This window comes from Mycobacterium sp. IDUB_9 (genome assembly GCF_055419505.1).
Window position 1 is genome coordinate 944,792 of sequence record NZ_JBVAXU010000001.1, and the last position, 17,554, is coordinate 962,345.

16 protein-coding genes and 1 tRNA gene are annotated in these 17,554 nt (G+C 66.6%); 12 read left to right on the forward strand and 5 right to left on the reverse strand.

Annotated features, from left to right (window positions below; translation table 11 throughout):
- Positions 1-177 precede the first annotated feature (177 nt).
- From ACZY08_RS04585 to rfbA, 3 genes are all read left to right on the forward strand, one after another.
- The gene (locus ACZY08_RS04585) at positions 178-819 is read left to right on the forward strand and encodes a nitroreductase family protein (protein WP_463743392.1); all 642 of its coding nucleotides are present in this window, start codon (positions 178-180) and stop codon (positions 817-819) included.
- A 17-nt stretch (positions 820-836) separates the two neighbouring features.
- Positions 837-1,610, forward strand: coding sequence for a 4,5-DOPA-extradiol-dioxygenase (gene ygiD, locus ACZY08_RS04590; RefSeq protein WP_463744145.1), 774 nt, complete (start codon positions 837-839; stop codon positions 1,608-1,610).
- Between the two features lie 97 nt (positions 1,611-1,707).
- The gene (rfbA, locus tag ACZY08_RS04595; protein WP_463743393.1) at positions 1,708-2,574 is read left to right on the forward strand and encodes a glucose-1-phosphate thymidylyltransferase RfbA; all 867 of its coding nucleotides are present in this window, start codon (positions 1,708-1,710) and stop codon (positions 2,572-2,574) included.
- Positions 2,575-2,587: 13 nt separating this feature from the next.
- On the opposite strand, the gene ACZY08_RS04600 is transcribed toward rfbA, so the two are convergent.
- Together ACZY08_RS04600 and ACZY08_RS04605 are read right to left on the reverse strand one after the other, a co-directional pair.
- Positions 2,588-3,502, reverse strand: coding sequence for a sensor domain-containing protein (locus tag ACZY08_RS04600; RefSeq protein ID WP_463743394.1), 915 nt, complete (start codon positions 3,500-3,502; stop codon positions 2,588-2,590).
- 853 nt (positions 3,503-4,355) lie between these two features.
- A tRNA-Leu gene (locus ACZY08_RS04605) sits at positions 4,356-4,438 on the reverse strand.
- 274 nt (positions 4,439-4,712) lie between these two features.
- Between ACZY08_RS04605 and ACZY08_RS04610 the strand changes: the two genes are divergently transcribed.
- From ACZY08_RS04610 to pknB, 7 genes are all read left to right on the forward strand, one after another.
- The gene (locus ACZY08_RS04610) at positions 4,713-6,164 is read left to right on the forward strand and encodes a DUF3662 and FHA domain-containing protein (protein ID WP_463743395.1); all 1,452 of its coding nucleotides are present in this window, start codon (positions 4,713-4,715) and stop codon (positions 6,162-6,164) included.
- Between the two features lie 132 nt (positions 6,165-6,296).
- Entirely contained in the window at positions 6,297-6,764 is a 468-nt protein-coding gene (locus tag ACZY08_RS04615) for an FHA domain-containing protein FhaB/FipA (protein WP_055119261.1), read from the forward strand.
- A gap of 58 nt (positions 6,765-6,822) precedes the next feature.
- Positions 6,823-8,352 carry a PP2C family protein-serine/threonine phosphatase gene (locus ACZY08_RS04620; RefSeq protein WP_463743396.1) on the forward strand — a complete coding sequence of 510 codons (1,530 nt, stop codon included), beginning with the start codon at positions 6,823-6,825 and terminating at the stop codon, positions 8,350-8,352.
- A complete protein-coding gene (locus ACZY08_RS04625) occupies positions 8,349-9,764 on the forward strand; it encodes an FtsW/RodA/SpoVE family cell cycle protein (protein WP_463743397.1) in 1,416 nt (471 codons plus the stop codon). The genes ACZY08_RS04620 and ACZY08_RS04625 overlap by 4 nt, the downstream gene beginning before the upstream one ends.
- Positions 9,761-11,239 (forward strand): D,D-transpeptidase PbpA, encoded by a 1,479-nt coding sequence (gene pbpA / locus ACZY08_RS04630; RefSeq protein WP_463743398.1) that lies wholly within the window; start codon positions 9,761-9,763, stop codon positions 11,237-11,239. Before ACZY08_RS04625 ends, pbpA begins: the two co-directional genes overlap by 4 nt.
- Positions 11,240-11,312: 73 nt before the next feature.
- Positions 11,313-12,584, forward strand: a complete 1,272-nt coding sequence (locus ACZY08_RS04635; protein ID WP_463743399.1) for a protein kinase domain-containing protein — start codon at positions 11,313-11,315, stop codon at positions 12,582-12,584.
- Positions 12,581-14,452, forward strand: a complete 1,872-nt coding sequence (gene pknB / locus ACZY08_RS04640; protein WP_463743400.1) for a Stk1 family PASTA domain-containing Ser/Thr kinase — start codon at positions 12,581-12,583, stop codon at positions 14,450-14,452. Before ACZY08_RS04635 ends, pknB begins: the two co-directional genes overlap by 4 nt.
- On the opposite strand, the gene ACZY08_RS04645 is transcribed toward pknB, so the two are convergent.
- The gene (locus ACZY08_RS04645) at positions 14,430-15,104 is read right to left on the reverse strand and encodes an aminodeoxychorismate/anthranilate synthase component II (RefSeq protein ID WP_463743401.1); all 675 of its coding nucleotides are present in this window, start codon (positions 15,102-15,104) and stop codon (positions 14,430-14,432) included. The genes pknB and ACZY08_RS04645 overlap by 23 nt on opposite strands.
- A gap of 31 nt (positions 15,105-15,135) precedes the next feature.
- The gene (locus tag ACZY08_RS04650; protein WP_463743402.1) at positions 15,136-15,885 is read right to left on the reverse strand and encodes a DUF881 domain-containing protein; all 750 of its coding nucleotides are present in this window, start codon (positions 15,883-15,885) and stop codon (positions 15,136-15,138) included.
- A 94-nt stretch (positions 15,886-15,979) separates the two neighbouring features.
- Between ACZY08_RS04650 and crgA the strand changes: the two genes are divergently transcribed.
- Both crgA and ACZY08_RS04660 read left to right on the forward strand, forming a co-directional pair.
- Positions 15,980-16,264: a cell division protein CrgA gene (gene crgA / locus ACZY08_RS04655; RefSeq protein WP_463743403.1), complete on the forward strand. Its 285-nt coding sequence runs from the start codon at positions 15,980-15,982 to the stop codon at positions 16,262-16,264.
- 155 nt (positions 16,265-16,419) lie between these two features.
- Positions 16,420-16,845: a PH domain-containing protein gene (locus ACZY08_RS04660; protein ID WP_463743404.1), complete on the forward strand. Its 426-nt coding sequence runs from the start codon at positions 16,420-16,422 to the stop codon at positions 16,843-16,845.
- Positions 16,846-16,920: 75 nt separating this feature from the next.
- Here the strand turns inward: ACZY08_RS04660 and ACZY08_RS04665 are convergent, their stop codons facing one another.
- Positions 16,921-17,466: a peptidylprolyl isomerase gene (locus ACZY08_RS04665; protein ID WP_358021784.1), complete on the reverse strand. Its 546-nt coding sequence runs from the start codon at positions 17,464-17,466 to the stop codon at positions 16,921-16,923.
- Positions 17,467-17,554: the final 88 nt, after the last annotated feature.

Below are 17,554 nucleotides of genomic sequence, written 5' to 3' on the forward strand. Positions count from 1 at the left end.
CGGACATGAGCGCTACGCTCACCTGCTCCGGCAGCTCGAACAGCGCGAACTCCTGAAGTGTCAGACCCACACTGGCCTGCACACCCGGAAACGCTACCGCAGCAGCGGCCTGGTCACCGCCACATGGTGAGCCGGGCCGATGCGATGGGTTTGTGGGCCGAGGCATAACTTCGACACATGCCTTCTGCCAGCTCGCCGGCCAGCGACGACGTGTGGGAAGTGATGTCGACAGCGCGGACCATCCGGCGCTTCACCGAGGAACCGGTCGACGACGCGACGCTGACCCGCTGCCTGCAGGCCGCGGTGTGGGCGCCGTCGGGAGCGAATGCCCAGGCCTGGCGATTTGTCGTACTGCGTTCGGCCGAGCAGCGGGCAGTCGTCGCGAAGGCGGCCGCGCAGGCCCTGAGTGTCATCGAACCCGTGTACGGCATGACCCGGCCTACGCCCGACGACACCAGCCGGCGCGCCAAGAACAACCGGGCCACCTACGAATTGCACGACCGGGCAGGCGAGTTCACCTCGGTCCTGTTCACTCAACAGCGCTTCCCCACCGCCTCGGAACTGCTGCTCGGCGGATCGATCTTTCCGGCCATGCAGAACTTCCTGCTCGCAGCCCGGGCGCAGGGGCTGGGCGCGTGCCTGACCAGTTGGGCGTCCTACGGCGGTGAACCACTGCTGCGCGAGGCGGTCGGGGTGCCCGAGGACTGGATGTTGGCCGGCCACGTCGTGGTGGGCTGGCCGCGCGGTTCCCACGGGCCGGTGCGACGACGCCCGGTCGAGGAACTGGTTTGCCTGGATCATTGGGAGAACCCGATATGACCGGCTTGACCGGACTGATGCCCGCGGCGCTCATCGGGCATGGCAGTCCGATGAACGCGATCGAGTCCAACCGATTCACCGAGGCATGGCGCAGTTTCGGGCAGACCGCGCCGCGGCCGCGGGCGATCCTGGTGATCAGTGCGCACTGGTACATCAACGCGACCGCGGTCACGGCGATGACGCGTCCGCGCACCATCCACGATTTCTACGGATTCCCGCGTGAGCTGTTCGAGGTCCAGTACCCGGCGCCGGGGTTGCCGGAGCTGGCCGAGGAGGTCAGCGACGTGGTGAAGCCGACCTGGGTGGGTGCCGATATGGACAGCTGGGGCATCGACCACGGCACCTGGTCGGTGCTGGTACACGCCTTCCCCGACGCGGCCATACCTGTTGTGCAACTGGCGATCAACGCCAACGAGCCGGCCGAATACCACCTGCGGCTCGGGGCCAAGCTGGCGCCACTACGTGAGCGCGGCGTGCTGATCGTGGGCAGCGGCAACATCGTGCACAACCTCGCCGGCATGGACCCCGGCCGCCCCGAGGACGGCTTCGCCTGGGCCAAGCGGTTCGACGACACCGCACGAGAACAACTCACCCACTCCCCCGCCGACGCCCTCGAGCTCGAGGCGCATCCGGACTACGCGGCCGCCGTTCCCACCCCCGACCACTTCATCCCGATGCTGTACTTCGCCGGGCTTGCCGGTGCCGCAGCAGATTCCGGCCTGGCGGTAGACACCCTGGTCACCGGCTACACCTACGGGTCGTTGTCGATGACGTCGTACGTACTGCGCTAGGCAGTCAATTCGTCGAACCTGCGCTGACGGGCACGCTATGGTGACGGGCGTGTTGGGCCATGACAAGCGAGTAAACCCCGTCGGGGTGTAGGCGAGCGTGCGCGGAATCATCCTGGCCGGCGGCTCCGGCACACGACTTCATCCGATCACGACGGGCGTCAGCAAGCAGCTGCTGCCGGTGTACGACAAACCGCTCATCTACTACCCGCTGTCCACTCTGATCATGGCCGGCATTCGCGACATCCTGGTGATCACCACCCCCGTCGACGCCCCGGCGTTCCAGCGGCTTCTGGGTGACGGCTCGGTCTTCGGGGTGAACCTGACCTACGCAGTCCAACATCAGCCCGAGGGCCTGGCGCAGGCCTTCGTGATCGGTGCCGAGCACATCGGCACCGATTCCGTGGCACTTGTGTTGGGCGACAACGTCTTCTATGGCCCCGGCCTGGGAACGAGCCTGCGGCGCTTCCAAAATGTCAGCGGCGGAGCGATATTCGCCTATTGGGTGGCGAACCCGACGGCCTACGGCGTCGTCGAATTCGACTCCAACGGCTCGGCGCTGTCGCTGGAAGAGAAGCCTGTCGTCCCCAAATCCCAGTACGCGGTCCCCGGGCTGTACTTCTACGACAACGACGTCATAGAAATAGCGCGATCGCTCCATAAATCGGCTCGCGGCGAATACGAGATCACCGGGATCAATCAGACCTACCTGAGCCAGGGCCGGCTGGCCGTCGAGGTACTGGCCCGCGGCACCGCGTGGCTGGACACCGGCACCTTCGACTCGTTGCTCGACGCCAGTGACTACGTCCGCACCATCGAACGCCGCCAGGGACTCAAAATCGGTGTACCCGAGGAGATCGCGTGGCGCGAGGGCTACATCGACGACGCCCAGCTGGCCGCGCGCGCCAAAGAGCTGCCCAAGTCCGGATACGGCGACTACCTGCTGGAGCTTTTGGCGCGCAAGTAGGTGCGGGAACCGATCAGCTTTTGCCGTTGATCTTCGCGCCGATCTCGCGAGCTACCGATAAGCCGGCCGTCACGTTGTCGCGTGTGCAGCCCCGGACATCGACGACCACATTGGCCCTCCGGGACACCGCGCGACTACATGTGATCGCATTGTCAGCCCCGGTGGTGTCGGTGAAAATCGACATGTTCAGGAACTCTTTGTCCTTGTCCTCACCATTGCCGGTGGTTTTCACCGTGTCGGTGCCCAGCCCGTCGTAGGTGGCGTTGAGTGTCTTGAATCGACAAGTCGTCCAGTCGGAGGCCTGCTTCTGGAACGCCGCCTGCGCGGCCGCCTCGTCAGGGAACAACACCGCGGCCTGAACCAAGTGGAATCCCGTCGCGCCTTGCACGGTCTGGATTGCCACGCCCGTGTAGCCGGAATCGGCATATGTCGATTGGGCACCGGGAGCCCAGACACCCGCGCAGTTCGGGGGCGTGACGGGATCGGTGGACAGTGACGTCTCGACCGGACCGGCCGTCAAGCCCGAAATATAAAGCTTCTTCTCGACCTCACTGGCAGACAACAGCACCCCCGCCAACTCCGGCGCCTCTACGGTGCCGTCAGCGCCGGGCAGCGCAGCCGTTGTCGAGGTGGTCGCCGGGCTCTTCGACGTCGTCTTTGTGGACCCCGACGATTCTGCGGTGGTGGTGCCGGTCGCGAGCGGGCCATCACTCGACTCATCACTGTCGCCCAGATTGCTTGCGACAACGACGATCGCCAGCACCAGCACAAGCACACCGGCAATCGCACCCCCGATGATCCACGGCCCTTTGTTGTTGGGCGGCTGGCTATACGGCGCGTTCATCATGGGCGGTGCGTTCCACGGACCGGGTTGACCGGCCTGCCACTGCCCGCCGACCATCGGAGGCTGCGGATACGACGATGGCACCGATCCCTGCGGAGGGCCCGTAGGGTTCCAGGGTGACTGCGGCGGTACCGGCTGGTTGCCAGGCCACCCACCGCCACTGCCCTGGAATGGGTCGTTTTCACCGGGATTCAATTGGTCCTCCATATCTTGTTGTGAACGAGCTCGAGCTGCGTGCCCACGTCGCGGGCCCCGTATCAGGCCCTGTTCGTCGCCGACGTCGAACACGATCGACAGCGTGGCCAGCGGTTGACTTCGCCCCGTTGCGGCGCGTGAAGGTGTGGCCCGTACCGGACGGATGGCGGCGTCGCGGAATACACGGGCGGGCCAGATGCAAACCCCTGCGGGAAGGATCTGCGAAAGGCCGGAAGAAACATCCCGCCATGGGTCATCGGTCTGCCCGACCCTCGATCAGGCACGACCCAGCACCTTATTCGTCCCGTCCCGGGCCGGCGCGCCGCCGCATACCGAACAGCGCCATCGACTCCCCCGGTCCTGTGGTGCTCTCAACAACCGGCATCAGCCTATCCCTGCCGATCACCCGTTCAGGACACCAAACTGACGAGCCTCAGCTCTGCCGTCCACGACATGACGTCTGGCAGAGAAGGATTCGCCACGCACGTCGGACAAGGCTTCGGCTACGTCGGGCTCGTGCCGGGTTCGATACGGGATAGCGAGGAGACTGCTGTGATGATGCCGACCACATCGCTTACCAGGCGGCGGTGTCGTTTCCTGGACGGCCTGGCCGCCCACGACTTCTATGACAGTCAGCGCTCCGATCTGGCCCACGCCAACGGCCGCCCCCACAAAGCACTAAGGTCACGAACCATTTCTGGTTCGTGACCTCAGTGATTGCAGTTCGTAGAACCGCTCTCTGTGGGCGAAGGGGGACTTGAACCCCCACGTCCCGAAGGACACTGGCACCTGAAGCCAGCGCGTCTGCCATTCCGCCACTCGCCCGAATGACCGAGGCAGCGTAACACTGCGAGCGCGCCGTTCCCAAACCGCCCGATCAGCGGGGCGATCGGGTGTCCTTCAGACTGTCAGGAAATCCTTAACCTCATCTAGATCAGGTCACTGACCTGCATCGATCGGATTCTCAGAGTTCTGTTGGTCCCGCATTTGGGCACTGGGCCGATACCATGCTTGTGAGCAGTGTGGCCAGTGCGACACGCGGGAGCACGGGTGGCCGTGTCGAGGCGACGTACGACAACGAGAAAAGGCGGGCGGTGACATGGGTCTGGTCGACCGCATCGAACGCAAACTCGAGTCGACCGTCGGCGATGCGTTCGCCCGGGTCTTCGGCGGCTCGATAGTGCCGCAGGAAGTAGAGACGGCGTTGTGCCGGGAAGCCGAGTCCCGGGCCCGTACCGTGGCCGGTGGACAAGTTTTGGCACCGAACGCCTACGTAATTACGCTCAGTGGCACTGACTATAAGAAGGTAAGCGCCGATACTGACCTGACCTCGACCGCGTTCGCCAAACATCTGGGGGGATTCATCCGTGATCAGGGGTGGCAAACGTATGGTGATGTGGTCGTTAGATTCGAGCAATCACCGAACTTGCACACCGGACAGTTCCGCGCACATGGCGCGGTTAACCCCGATTCGACCGCTGGCGAATCCGCGCGAGCCCACGGCGACCATGCGTTCACCACAGAATCAGGAGAACCACCTATGACCGATAACCCGAATTACCGCGGCGGCCAGGGACAAGGGCGGCCCGGCGACGACTATTACGACGACCGTTACGGCCACCCTCAGGATGACCCCCGCGGCGGGCAGTACCCACCGGAGCAAGGCGGTTACCCGCCGCCGGATCAGGGCGGCTACCCCCCGCCGGATCAGGCCGGTTATCCCCCGCAGCGCGGCGGATACGGCGGCGACCGCGGTGGCTACCCCGACCAGGGCGGCTACCCCGATCAAGCCGGCTACCCCGATCAAGGTGGCTACCCGGATCAGGGCGGTTACCCTCCGCAGTCCTACGAGCAGCCGCGCCCGCCCGCCGGCTACGGCGGCCCGCAGGGCGGCGGTTATGACCGCGGCTACGGCGGCCCGCAAGGCGGCGGCTACGCCCAGCCCCCGCAGCCCCCTCAGGGTGGTCAACCCGGCTACGGCGGCGAGCCCGACTACGGACGTCCGGACCCCCGCCAGGGCGGCGGCTACCCCGAGCCGGGCGGTTACGGCGGCGGCCAGCCCTACGGGCGCCAGGACTACGGCCAGCAGCAGGATTACGGCCGCGGATACGCGGAGCCCGCGCAGGGTGGCGGTTACGCGGAGCCCGGTTACGGCGAGCCTGGTGGCTACGGCGGCGGCGACTACGGCGCACCGCAAGGCGGCCAGCCCGGTTACGGCGCCCCCCAGGGCGGCTACGGCGAGCCGGGTGGCTACGCCGCAGGCGGCGCTGCGGTCACCCTCCAGCTCGACGACGGCAGTGGCCGCACCTACCAGCTCCGCGAAGGCGCCAACGTCATCGGCCGCGGTCAGGACGCGCAGTTCCGTCTGCCCGACACCGGAGTCTCACGCCGGCATCTCGAGATCCGGTGGGACGGTCAGGTCGCGTTGCTCTCGGACCTCAACTCCACCAACGGCACCACGGTGAACAACGCACCGGTGCAGGAGTGGCAGTTGGCGGACGGCGACGTGATCCGGCTGGGCCATTCCGAGATCATCGTGCGCGTGCACTGAGCCTGGCGAGACCGGACACACCTGAGTGGCAAGCACCCCGCTTCGCCCTCACGGCGAACGCTGTCCAAGTATCGTGACGTTGCCGACGGTAGCTGGGCAATACCAGTGGGGCGGATACGGAGAGGACGTCAGATGCAGGGGTTAGTGCTGCAACTGACGCGTGTCGGATTCCTCCTGCTGTTGTGGCTGTTCATCTGGTCGGTGCTGCGCATCCTGCGGACCGATATCTATGCGCCCACGGGCGCGGTGATGGTGCGCCGGGGGTTGGCTCTCCGCGGCTCGCTGCTACCGAGTCGTGACGGACGCCATATCGCGCGGCAATTGGTGGTCACCGAGGGCGCGCTGGCCGGTACCCGCATCACGTTGGGTGCCCAGCCGGTGCTGATCGGCCGCGCCGACGACTCCACTCTGGTGCTCACCGATGATTACGCTTCGACGCGCCACGCCCGTCTCTCGCCACGAGGTTCGGAGTGGTACGTCGAGGACCTAGGATCGACCAACGGCACATACCTTGACAGGGCGAAGGTGACAACAGCGGTAAGGGTTTCGATCGGGACGCCGGTCCGAATCGGTAAGACGGTAATCGAGTTACGTCCGTGACGCCGCGCACGCGAGGAGCAGATCGGACACCACGCATGCGAGGAGCACGAGAAACACCATGACCCTCGTACTCCGATATGCCGCGCGAAGTGATCGCGGGCTGGTTCGCGCCAACAATGAGGACTCGGTGTACGCCGGGGCTCGGTTGCTGGCGTTGGCCGACGGCATGGGTGGCCACGCCGCGGGTGAAGTGGCCTCACAGTTGGTCATCGCGGCGCTCGCACATCTCGACGACGACGAGCCCGGCGGCGACCTGCTGGGCAAGCTCAACACGGCTGTCGCCCAGGGCAACTCCGCGATCGCGGCCCACGTGGAAGCCGATCCGGAACTCGAGGGCATGGGCACCACGCTGACTGCGATCCTGTTCGCGGGCAACCGGCTCGGCCTGCTCCACATCGGCGATTCCCGGGGCTACCTGCTCCGCGACGGTGAGCTCACCCAGATCACCAAGGACGACACCTTCGTCCAGACCCTGGTCGACGAGGGCCGGATCACTGCCGAGGAAGCTCACAGCCATCCACAGCGCTCGCTGATCATGCGGGCGCTGACCGGCCACGAGGTCGAGCCGACCCTGATCGTGCGCGAGGCCAAGGCCGGCGATCGCTACATGCTCTGCTCGGACGGCCTGTCCGATCCGGTCAGCCACGAGACCATCCACGAGGCGCTCCAGATCGAGGACGTCGCCGAGAGCGCCGACCGGTTGATCGAGTTGGCGCTCCGCGGAGGCGGACCGGACAACGTGACCGTGGTGGTCGCCGACGTCGTCGACTACGACTACGGACAGACCCAGCCGATCCTGGCCGGCGCGGTGTCGGGGGACGACGACCAGAGCGTGCCGCCGGACACGGCTGCCGGACGGGCTTCGGCGTTCAACCCGCGACGCAACGAGCCCAAGCGAGTGGTGCCCCAGCCGGCCGAGCCCGACCGCAAGCCACGGTCGCGGCGCCGGGTCGTCATCGCCGCCGTGCTGCTCGTGCTGGTGCTCATCGGCGGGCTGGCGATCGGCCGGGAGATCCTCCGCAACAACTACTACGTCGCCGAACATGACGGCACGGTGTCGATCATGCGCGGGGTACAGGGCTCTTTCCTGGGCATCTCCTTGCAAGAGCCGTACCGCCTGGGCTGTCTCAACGCCCGCAACGAACTCTCGCTGATCAGCGTCGACCAGGACCGGAGCCGTCTCGACTGCCGGCTGATGGCCGTCGACGACCTGCGCCCGTCCGAGCGCACCTCGGTGACCGCGGGCCTGCCCGGCGGCACACAGGACGAGGCCATCAAGCAGATCAACGACATGGCCCACGGCTCGGTCCTGCCGGTGTGTGCACCGCGCACCGCGCCGACGACATCGAAGACCACGCCGCCGCCCAGTCCCTCACCGTCACCGTCGCCGTCACCCGGTGCTGCACCGGCTCCGGCGCCCGGCGCGGAGACGCCGGCACCCGAGACACCCGCGCCTGAATCCCCGGCGCCGGGGGCTCCCGGGACCTCCGTCGTCCCGGCCCCGGTTCTACCGACACCGTCGCCGACCGTCACCGCACTGCCGCCCCCACCACAAGAACCGGGGAAGAACTGCCGAGCCGTGTCATGACGACTCAACCCCAGTCGCCGGTCACCGTCACGCCGCCGCTACCCAATCGGCGCAACGCGGAACTCCTGCTTCTGGGGTTCGCAGCCTTCATCACCACCATCGCGCTGCTGATCGTCGAGGCCAACCAGGAGCAGGGCCTGCGCTGGGACCTGGTCGGCTACGTGGTGGCCTTCATCGCCCTTATGGGCGTCGCCCACCTGGCAATCCGCCGGTTCGCTCCCTACGCCGACCCGCTGCTGCTGCCGGTCGTGGCGCTGCTCAACGGGCTGGGCCTGGTGATGATCCACCGGCTCGACCTGGCCAAGGGTGAGACGGCAACCGATGGCCTGGGCGGCACCGCCAACCAGCAGATGATGTGGCTGCTGATCGCCGTGATCGGCTTCACCGTCGTGGTCGCGCTGCTGACCGATCACCGCATGCTGGCCCGGTACGGGTATATCTGTGCGCTGACCGGCCTTGTGCTGCTTGTCATTCCGGCGTTGCTGCCGGCGAGGTACTCCGAACAGTACGGCGCCAAGATCTGGATCCAGTTCCCCGGCTTCTCGATTCAGCCCGCCGAGTTCTCCAAGATCCTGCTGCTGATCTTCTTCGCCGCGGTGCTGGTGGCCAAGCGCGATCTGTTCACCAGTGCGGGGAAACATTTCTTCGGACTCGACCTGCCACGGCCCCGCGACCTGGCTCCCCTGCTGCTGGCCTGGGCCGCCTCGGTGGGCGTGATGGTCTTCGAAAAGGATTTGGGCACTTCACTTCTGCTGTACGCGTCGTTTCTGGTGCTGGTCTATGTGGCTACCGAGCGGCTGAGCTGGGTGGTGATCGGCCTGGCCCTGTTCGCCGCGGGAAGCATTGTGGCGTACCAGGTTTTCGGCCACGTTCGGGTGCGGGTGGAGACCTGGCTGGACCCGTTCGCCGATCCTGACGGCGCCGGCTACCAGATCGTGCAGTCCCTGTTCAGCTTCGCCACGGGCGGCATCTTCGGCACCGGTCTGGGCAATGGACAACCCGGAACAGTGCCCGCCGCGGCCACCGACTTCATCATCGCCGCGGTCGGCGAAGAGCTCGGATTGGTCGGGCTCGCAGGCGTTCTCATGCTCTACACGGTCTTCATCATCCGCGGGATGCGGACCGCGATCGCGGTGCGCGACAGCTTCGGCAAGCTGCTGGCCGCCGGTCTCGCCGCGACCCTGGCCATCCAGTTGTTCATCGTGGTCGGCGGCGTCACCAAGCTGATCCCCTTGACCGGCCTGACCACGCCGTGGATGTCCTACGGTGGCTCCTCGCTGCTGGCCAACTACATCCTGCTGGCCATCCTGGTGCGTATCTCACATTCCGCACGCCGGCCGATCACGACGACACCGGCGCCCAACCCCACGCCCATCGCCGCGGCCAGCACCGAGGTGATCGAGAAGGTATGAACACCTCCCTGCGCCGGGTGGCAGTCACGATCATGGTGCTGATCGTGCTGCTGTTGGCCAACGCCACGATCACCCAGGTCTTCACGGCCGACGGGTTACGCGCCGACCCGCGCAATCAGCGGGTGCTGCTCGACGAGTATTCGCGGCAGCGGGGCCAGATCACCGCGGGCGGCCAGCTGCTGGCCTACTCGGAGGCCACCGACGGCCGGTTCCGATTCCTGCGCACCTACCCCAATCCCGAGGTCTACGCCCCGATCACCGGGTTCTACTCACTGGGCTACTCCAGCACCGGGCTGGAGCGGGCCGAGGACACCATTCTCAACGGCTCCGATGAGCGGCTGTTCGGCCGCCGGCTGGCCGATTTCTTCACCGGCCGCGACCCGCGCGGCGGCAACGTCGACACCACCATCAATCCACAGGTGCAGCAGGCAGCCTGGGACGCGCTGCAGCACGGCTGCAGCGACGGCCCCTGCAAGGGCTCCGTGGTGGCCCTGGAACCGTCGACAGGCAAGATCCTTGCCATGGCGTCGTCTCCGTCGTACGACCCGAACCAGTTGGCCACCCACGACCTCAACGCCCAGAGCCAGGCCTGGCAGCAGTTGCGCGACAACGAGCAGTCCCCACTGCTCAACCGCGCCATCTCGGAGACCTACCCGCCGGGCTCGACGTTCAAGGTGATCACCACGGCCGCGGCCCTCCAGGCCGGCGCCACCCCGGACACCCAACTCACCGCGGCATCGCGGATCCCGCTGCCCGACAGCACCGCGACGCTGGAGAATTTCGGCGGGTCCTCATGCGGTCCCGGTCCCACCGCATCGCTGCGCGAGGCGTTCGCCAAATCGTGCAACACCGCTTTCGTTCAGCTCGGCCTCAACACCGGCGCCGACAAGCTCAAGTCCACCGCCCAGGCCTTCGGACTCGACGAGGCCCCGCCGGCCATTCCGCTGCAGGTGGCCGAATCGACCACCGGACCGATTACGGATGCGGCGGCACTGGGTATGTCCAGCATCGGGCAGCGTGATGTCGCGTTGACGCCCCTGCAGAACGCCCAGGTGGCTGCCACCATCGCGAATGACGGCATAGCCATGCGCCCGTATCTTGTGGATAGCCTAAAAGGACCCGACCTGGCCACGATCGCCACCACGGCGCCCGCCCAAGAGCGCCGGGCGGTGTCACCCCAGGTCGCAGCTACACTTACGGACTTGATGGTCGCCGCCGAGCAGGTGACTCAGCAGAAGGGAGCCATCGCCGGCGTGCAGATCGCTTCTAAGACCGGTACGGCAGAGCACGGGACGGATCCCCGTAACACTCCGCCGCATGCCTGGTACATCGCATTCGCACCGGCCAGCGACCCCAAGGTCGCGGTCTCGGTGTTGATCGAGGACGGCGGGGACCGGTTGTCGGCCACCGGCGGCGCACTCGCCGCCCCGATCGGACGCGCCACCATTGCGGCGGCGCTGCGGGAGGGTTCATGAGTCCGCGAAGGCGACCCCGAGTGAGGATCGCAGCGAGGGACGAGCGAGGACCGGAGCGAGTGGGAGTCGAGCTATGAGCCCTCGCGTTGGAGTCACGCTGTCCGGGCGGTACCGGTTGCAGCGGCTGATCGCCACGGGTGGCATGGGTCAGGTCTGGGAGGCTGTCGACTCCCGGCTCGGACGACGTGTCGCGGTCAAGGTGCTCAAGGCCGAGTTCTCCACCGATGCCGAGTTCGTAGAGCGGTTCCGGGCCGAGGCCCGCACGGTGGCCATGCTCAACCACCCCGGCATCGCCAGCGTGTACGACTACGGCGAGACCGATATCGACGGCGAGGGCCGCACCGCGTACCTGGTGATGGAGCTCGTCAACGGTGAGCCGCTGAACTCGGTGATCAAGCGCACCGGGCGGCTGTCGCTCCGGCATGCACTGGACATGCTCGAGCAGACCGGCCGGGCGCTACAGGTGGCCCACACCGCCGGGCTCGTGCACCGCGACGTCAAGCCCGGCAACATCCTCATCACTCCGACCGGCCAGGTGAAACTCACCGACTTCGGCATCGCCAAGGCCGTCGACGCCGCCCCGGTCACCCAGACCGGCATGGTGATGGGCACCGCCCAGTACATCGCCCCGGAGCAGGCCCTCGGCCACGATGCCACCGCCGCCAGCGACGTCTATGCGCTGGGAGTCGTTGGCTACGAATCGGTTTCGGGCAAGCGTCCGTTCACCGGCGACGGTGCGCTGACGGTCGCGATGAAGCACATCAAGGAAACCCCGCCGCCGCTGCCCGCCGACCTGCCGCCCAATGTGCGCGAGCTGATCGAGATCACCCTGGTGAAGAACCCCGGGATGCGCTACAAGTCGGGTGGTCCGTTCGCCGATGCCGTCGCCGCGGTGCGTTCCGGCCGCCGTCCTCCGCGTCCGAACCAGGCTCCGACGCTCGGTCGGGCCGCTCCGGCCGCGGTTCCGTCGGCGGCGCAGGCCCGCGCCGCAGCCGACCTCACCGGTCGCACCCCGGTGACCGCCACCCGGGCCAGGCCGACCACGGCCGCGCACCGGCCCGCACCGGCTCCGCGGCGCACGTTCTCGTCGGGTCAACGGGCACTGCTGTGGGCCGCCGGGGTACTCGGCGCGCTCGCCATCGTGATCGCCATCCTGATCGTCCTCAATGCGCAGGACCGCAAAGATCAGCAGCAGTCACCGTCGCCCACGGTCACCGACACGGTGACCCAGACGACGCCTTTCCAGACGCCGGCAGCGTTGCCGGACCTGGCATTCCACGCGATCGTGCCTCGGGGAGCCGACGCTCAGGTTGTCCCGAAAGCACCGGAACAGATAATGCGATGACAACGCCTCAGCACCTCTCCGACCGATATGAACTCGGTGAAATCCTTGGCTTCGGCGGCATGTCCGAAGTTCACATCGCACGCGATACGCGGTTGCACCGCGATGTCGCGGTCAAGGTCCTGCGTGCCGACCTGGCCCGCGATCCCAGCTTCTACCTGCGTTTCCGCCGTGAGGCGCAGAACGCGGCTGCGCTGAACCATCCCGCCATCGTGGCGGTGTACGACACGGGTGAGGCCGAGACACCCAACGGGCCGCTGCCTTACATCGTCATGGAGTACGTCGACGGTGTGACGCTGCGCGACATCGTGCACACCGAGGGTCCGATCCCGCCGCGGCGTGCGATCGAGATCATCGCCGATGCCTGCCAGGCGCTGAACTTCAGCCACCAGCACGGCATCGTGCACCGGGACGTCAAGCCGGCCAACATCATGATCAGCAAGGCCAACGCTGTGAAGGTGATGGACTTCGGCATCGCGCGCGCCCTTGCCGATACCGGTAACAGCGTCACGCAGACCGCCGCGGTGATCGGCACCGCCCAGTACCTTTCGCCCGAGCAGGCCCGCGGTGAAACCGTCGACGCCCGCTCCGATGTCTACTCGCTGGGCTGTGTGCTCTACGAAATCCTCACGGGCGAGCCACCTTTCATCGGTGATTCGCCCGTCGCGGTGGCTTATCAGCATGTCCGCGAGGACCCGACTCCGCCATCGAGTCGGCACACCGGTATCTCACCGGAACTCGATGCCGTGGTGCTCAAGGCTCTGGCCAAGAACCCGGACAACCGCTATCAGACCGCGGCCGATATGCGTACGGATCTGATCCGGGTGCACAGCGGTGAGGCCCCCGAGGCTCCGAAGGTGTTCACCGAGTCCGAGCGGACGTCGATGATGAACTCCGGGCCGATATTGACCCAGGGGGGCGGTGCGCCCACCCAGAACGTCGTGGTGCCCCGCCCCGCCGATCGCAATACCTCAGTGGCCCGTTGGCTGATCGCAGTCGCGGTACTGGCGGTGCTGACGGTGGTCGTGACGGTCGCGATCAACATGTTCGACGGCAAGCCACGCGATGTGCAGGTGCCCGACGTGAGCGGTCAGCGTTCGGCCGACGCCGTCGCCACCCTGCAGAACCGGGGCTTCAAAACGCGCACCGAGGGCAAGGAAGACAACAAGGTTCCGCCGGAGTACGTGATCGGCACCGACCCGTCCGCCAACAGCATGGCGGCCGCCGGCGACGAGATCACCGTCAACGTCTCTCGCGGGCCGGAGCAGCGGGTGGTCCCCGACGTGGCCGGTCTGTCCCCGTCCCAGGCCCGCCAGAAGCTCAAGGACGCCGGGTTCGAGAAGGTCAAGGAGTCGGCGAGCCCGTCGACTCCGGATCAGAAGGGCCGCGTGCTCGCCACCAACCCGCCGGCCAACCAGACGGCGGGGATCATCTACGAGATCACGCTTGTCGTGGGGTCAGGCCCGGAGGACACTTCGGTTCCCGACTGCAAGGGTCAGAGCGCCGATGTGTGCAAGCAGATTCTGACCGCGTCGGGATTCACCAACACGGTGGTCATCGAGGTCGACAACACCGCGCCTCCGGGACAGGTGGTGGATACCGAGCCGACCTCCGGTACGTCGGTACCCAAGGACACGCCGATCCAGATCCATGTGTCCAAGGGCAACCAGTTCGTCATGCCCAACCTGGTCGGACAGTTCTGGGATGACGCTTACCAGCGTCTGAGTGCGCTGGGTTGGACCGGCGTGCTCGACAAGGGGCCGGACGTCCGCGACAGCGGTCAGCGCACCAACGCCGTCGTCACCCAGAGTCCGCCGGCGGGCGCCGGGGTGAACTTCGGAGCGAAGATCACGCTGAGCTTCGCGTCGTAGCGGCCGCCACGGCGCGAGCCACCTCGGCCTCGAGGGCGGCCACCAGGCGCTCTTCCGGGGCGGCGCCGCACACGCCGAGCCAGTTGGCCAGCATGCGGTGCCCGCCCTGGGTCAGGATCGACTCCGGGTGGAACTGCACACCGTGTATCGGCAGCTCGCGGTGGCGCACGGCCATGATGACGCCGCTGTCGGTCTGCCCGATCACCTCGAGCTCGTCCGGCACGGTTTCGGGCAGGATCGTCAGCGAGTGGTAGCGGGTCGCGGTGAACGGGTCCGGGAGGCCTTCGAGCACCCCGGCGCCGGAGTGGTGCACGACGCTGGTCTTGCCGTGCAGCAGTTCGGGTGCGCGGTCGACGGTGCCGCCGAACGCCACCCCGATGGCCTGGTGGCCGAGGCAGACGCCCAGTAGGGGAGTGCCGGCCGCAGCGCATGCGTGGACCAGCGGGATCGTCGCGCCGGCTCGTTCCGGAGTGCCGGGACCGGGGCTCAGCAGCACGCCGTCGAAATCGGCTGCCACCGTGGCGAGGTCGGCGTCGGTGGCCAGGCGCTCATCGTCGTTCCGCCACACCTGCGCGTCCACCCCGAGCTGCCCCAGGTACTGGACCAGGTTGAACACGAAGCTGTCATAGTTGTCGACGACCAGAACCCGCATTGACTTAGGCTACCGGCCCCAAAAACCGTGCTTAATAGCCGACTCGGCCCGCGGGTTTCGCGTAACGCATCCGCAACGGCTCGGTGTGCCCGGTCAGCTCGATATCGGCCCGGGGCTCTTCGACATAGCCCAATCCGAAGCGCACCACGTACTGCTTGTAGAGGGTGACGTACGGGGCGGCGGCCAGGGCCGCCTGCATGGCCGGGCCATCGCCGATCGCGGTTATGACGTAGGGCGGGCTGTAGGTGCGGCCGTTGAGCAGGAGGGTATTGCCGACACAGCGGGGCGCCGAGGTCGCGATGATGCGTTGGTCCTGCATCTGGATGCCCTCGGCACCGGCACTCCAGAGTGCATTCAGGACGGCCTGGATGTCCTGTTGGTGCACCACGAGGTCGTCGGGGGAGGCATCGCGCGGGAAGCGGCCCTGGGCGTCGCGCTGGGCATCGTTGAGAGTGACCACCAGGCCCGGCCCCCGCATGGGCACCGTGCCGGCGTCGACAGCCAGTTGCGCCGAACGCCTGGTGATGGCCTCGAGCGCCGCGTGGGAGCTGGGTGATCCGCCGTGATGACTGTCGATCTCGGTGGCCAGCGAATCACGCTGGGCCGTCAGCCGGTCGACGGACTGCTGGGCCTCACGCACCAGGTCGACGAGCCGGGGCGCATCGCTGCGCCGAATCTCGTCACCACCGGACACGCCGTGCGTGGCGGCCAGCAGCACGCCGGCGGCCAGGCAGACCACCGGGACGCCGAAGCGCCAGGGGGATCGATCCGGTTGGTCCATCGCAGTCTCTCTCCGACGTGCAGCTACGTTAGGCTCGTGAGGCATCCTGCCTCATCGTCGCACCGTGTGACGCCGACTGTCCGCGAAGGTACCCATGCCCAAGTCCAAAGTCCGTAAGAAGAACGATTTCACCGTCAAGCAGGTGAGCCGGACCCCGGTCAAGGTGAAAGCCGGACCGTCGAGTGTGTGGTTCGTCGCGCTGTTCATCGGTCTCATGCTGTTCGGCCTGTTGTGGCTGCTGGTTTTCCAGCTGGCCGCGACCAACCCCGTGGACACCCCGTCCTTCCTTCAATGGATGGCCGATATGGGTCCGTGGAACTACGCGGTCGCATTTGCCTTCATGATCACCGGACTGTTGCTCACCATGCGTTGGCGCTGACCGGAAAACGGACGATAATGAATTCATCTTACGTTTTCAGCGTTACCAGCTCAGCAACGTCGACGATGCTCAATCACATCGTTGTGATTCATCCCCATTGGGGATAGCACCTGTGGATAACTCCATTAGACGCGGTAAGAGGGTGTGAAGAGCCCGTGCAGCAAACTCGATGGAGCCCACCCGCCGCTGGAGTCGCAGGTTGCGCCATAGCCGGAGCGGCAATGGCTATCGCAGCTGTGACCGTGATCACAGACCCGCCCGGACGTGTTCTTGCCGGCATAGCTGGCGTGGGATTGCTCACGTTCGCAACATTGTCGTGGCGGGCTCGGCCGAAACTGGCAATCAACCAAGACAGTCTCACGTTCGCCGGTTGGTGGCGCACCCGGACATATCGTCGTAATGAGATCGTGAAGATCCGCATCACCGAGTTCCGCCGCATCGCCCGCAAGGTCCGGCTCCTCGAGATCGAGACGATCGATGACCGGCTCGCGGTCCTCACGCGGTGGGACCTGGGAACCGACCCCCTCGACGTCCTCGACGCGCTGACTCAGGCCGGCTTCTCGGCCCCGCAAGCCGACTGAGGAAGCACCCCACACAACACGCGACGCCCCCGGCTTCCGGGGGCGTCGCGCATTGGTATGTGCGGGGGATACCCGTTACGACACGGTGATCGATTCGACGACGACCGGATCGGTCGGGCGGTCAGAACGATCGGTGGGGGTGGACGCGATCGCGTCGACCACCTTCTGCGACTCGGGATCGACAACCTCACCGAAGATGGTGTGGCGCCGGTTCAGGTGCGGCGTCTGGCCGACCGTGATGAAGAACTGCGAGCCGTTGGTGCCCGGCCCGGCGTTGGCCATGGCCAGCAGGTAGGGCTTGTCGAACTGGAGCTCAGGGTGGAACTCGTCGGCGAACTTGTAGCCGGCGTCGCCGCGGCCGGTGCCGGTCGGGTCCCCGCCCTGGATCATGAAGCCGTCGATCACCCGGTGGAAGATGACGCCGTCGTAGAACGGACCGGAGGTGCCGCCCGAGGCGTTCTCGGTGGTGTAGTCCTTGGTGCCCTGCGCCAAGCCGACGAAGTTGGCCACGGTCTTGGGAGCGTGGTTTCCGAACAGTGCGATCTTGATGTCGCCGCGGTTGGTGTGCAGTGTCGCCGTCGCGGTCTGAATGGGGCTCGTCACGGCTACCCAGTCTGCCATCCCGGCCCGCGGCAACGGTCAGATACCCCACCAAGCGCCCCAGACTCGCGCAGAGATGGCAGTCTGGTTCTCAGCCGACATACGGCCC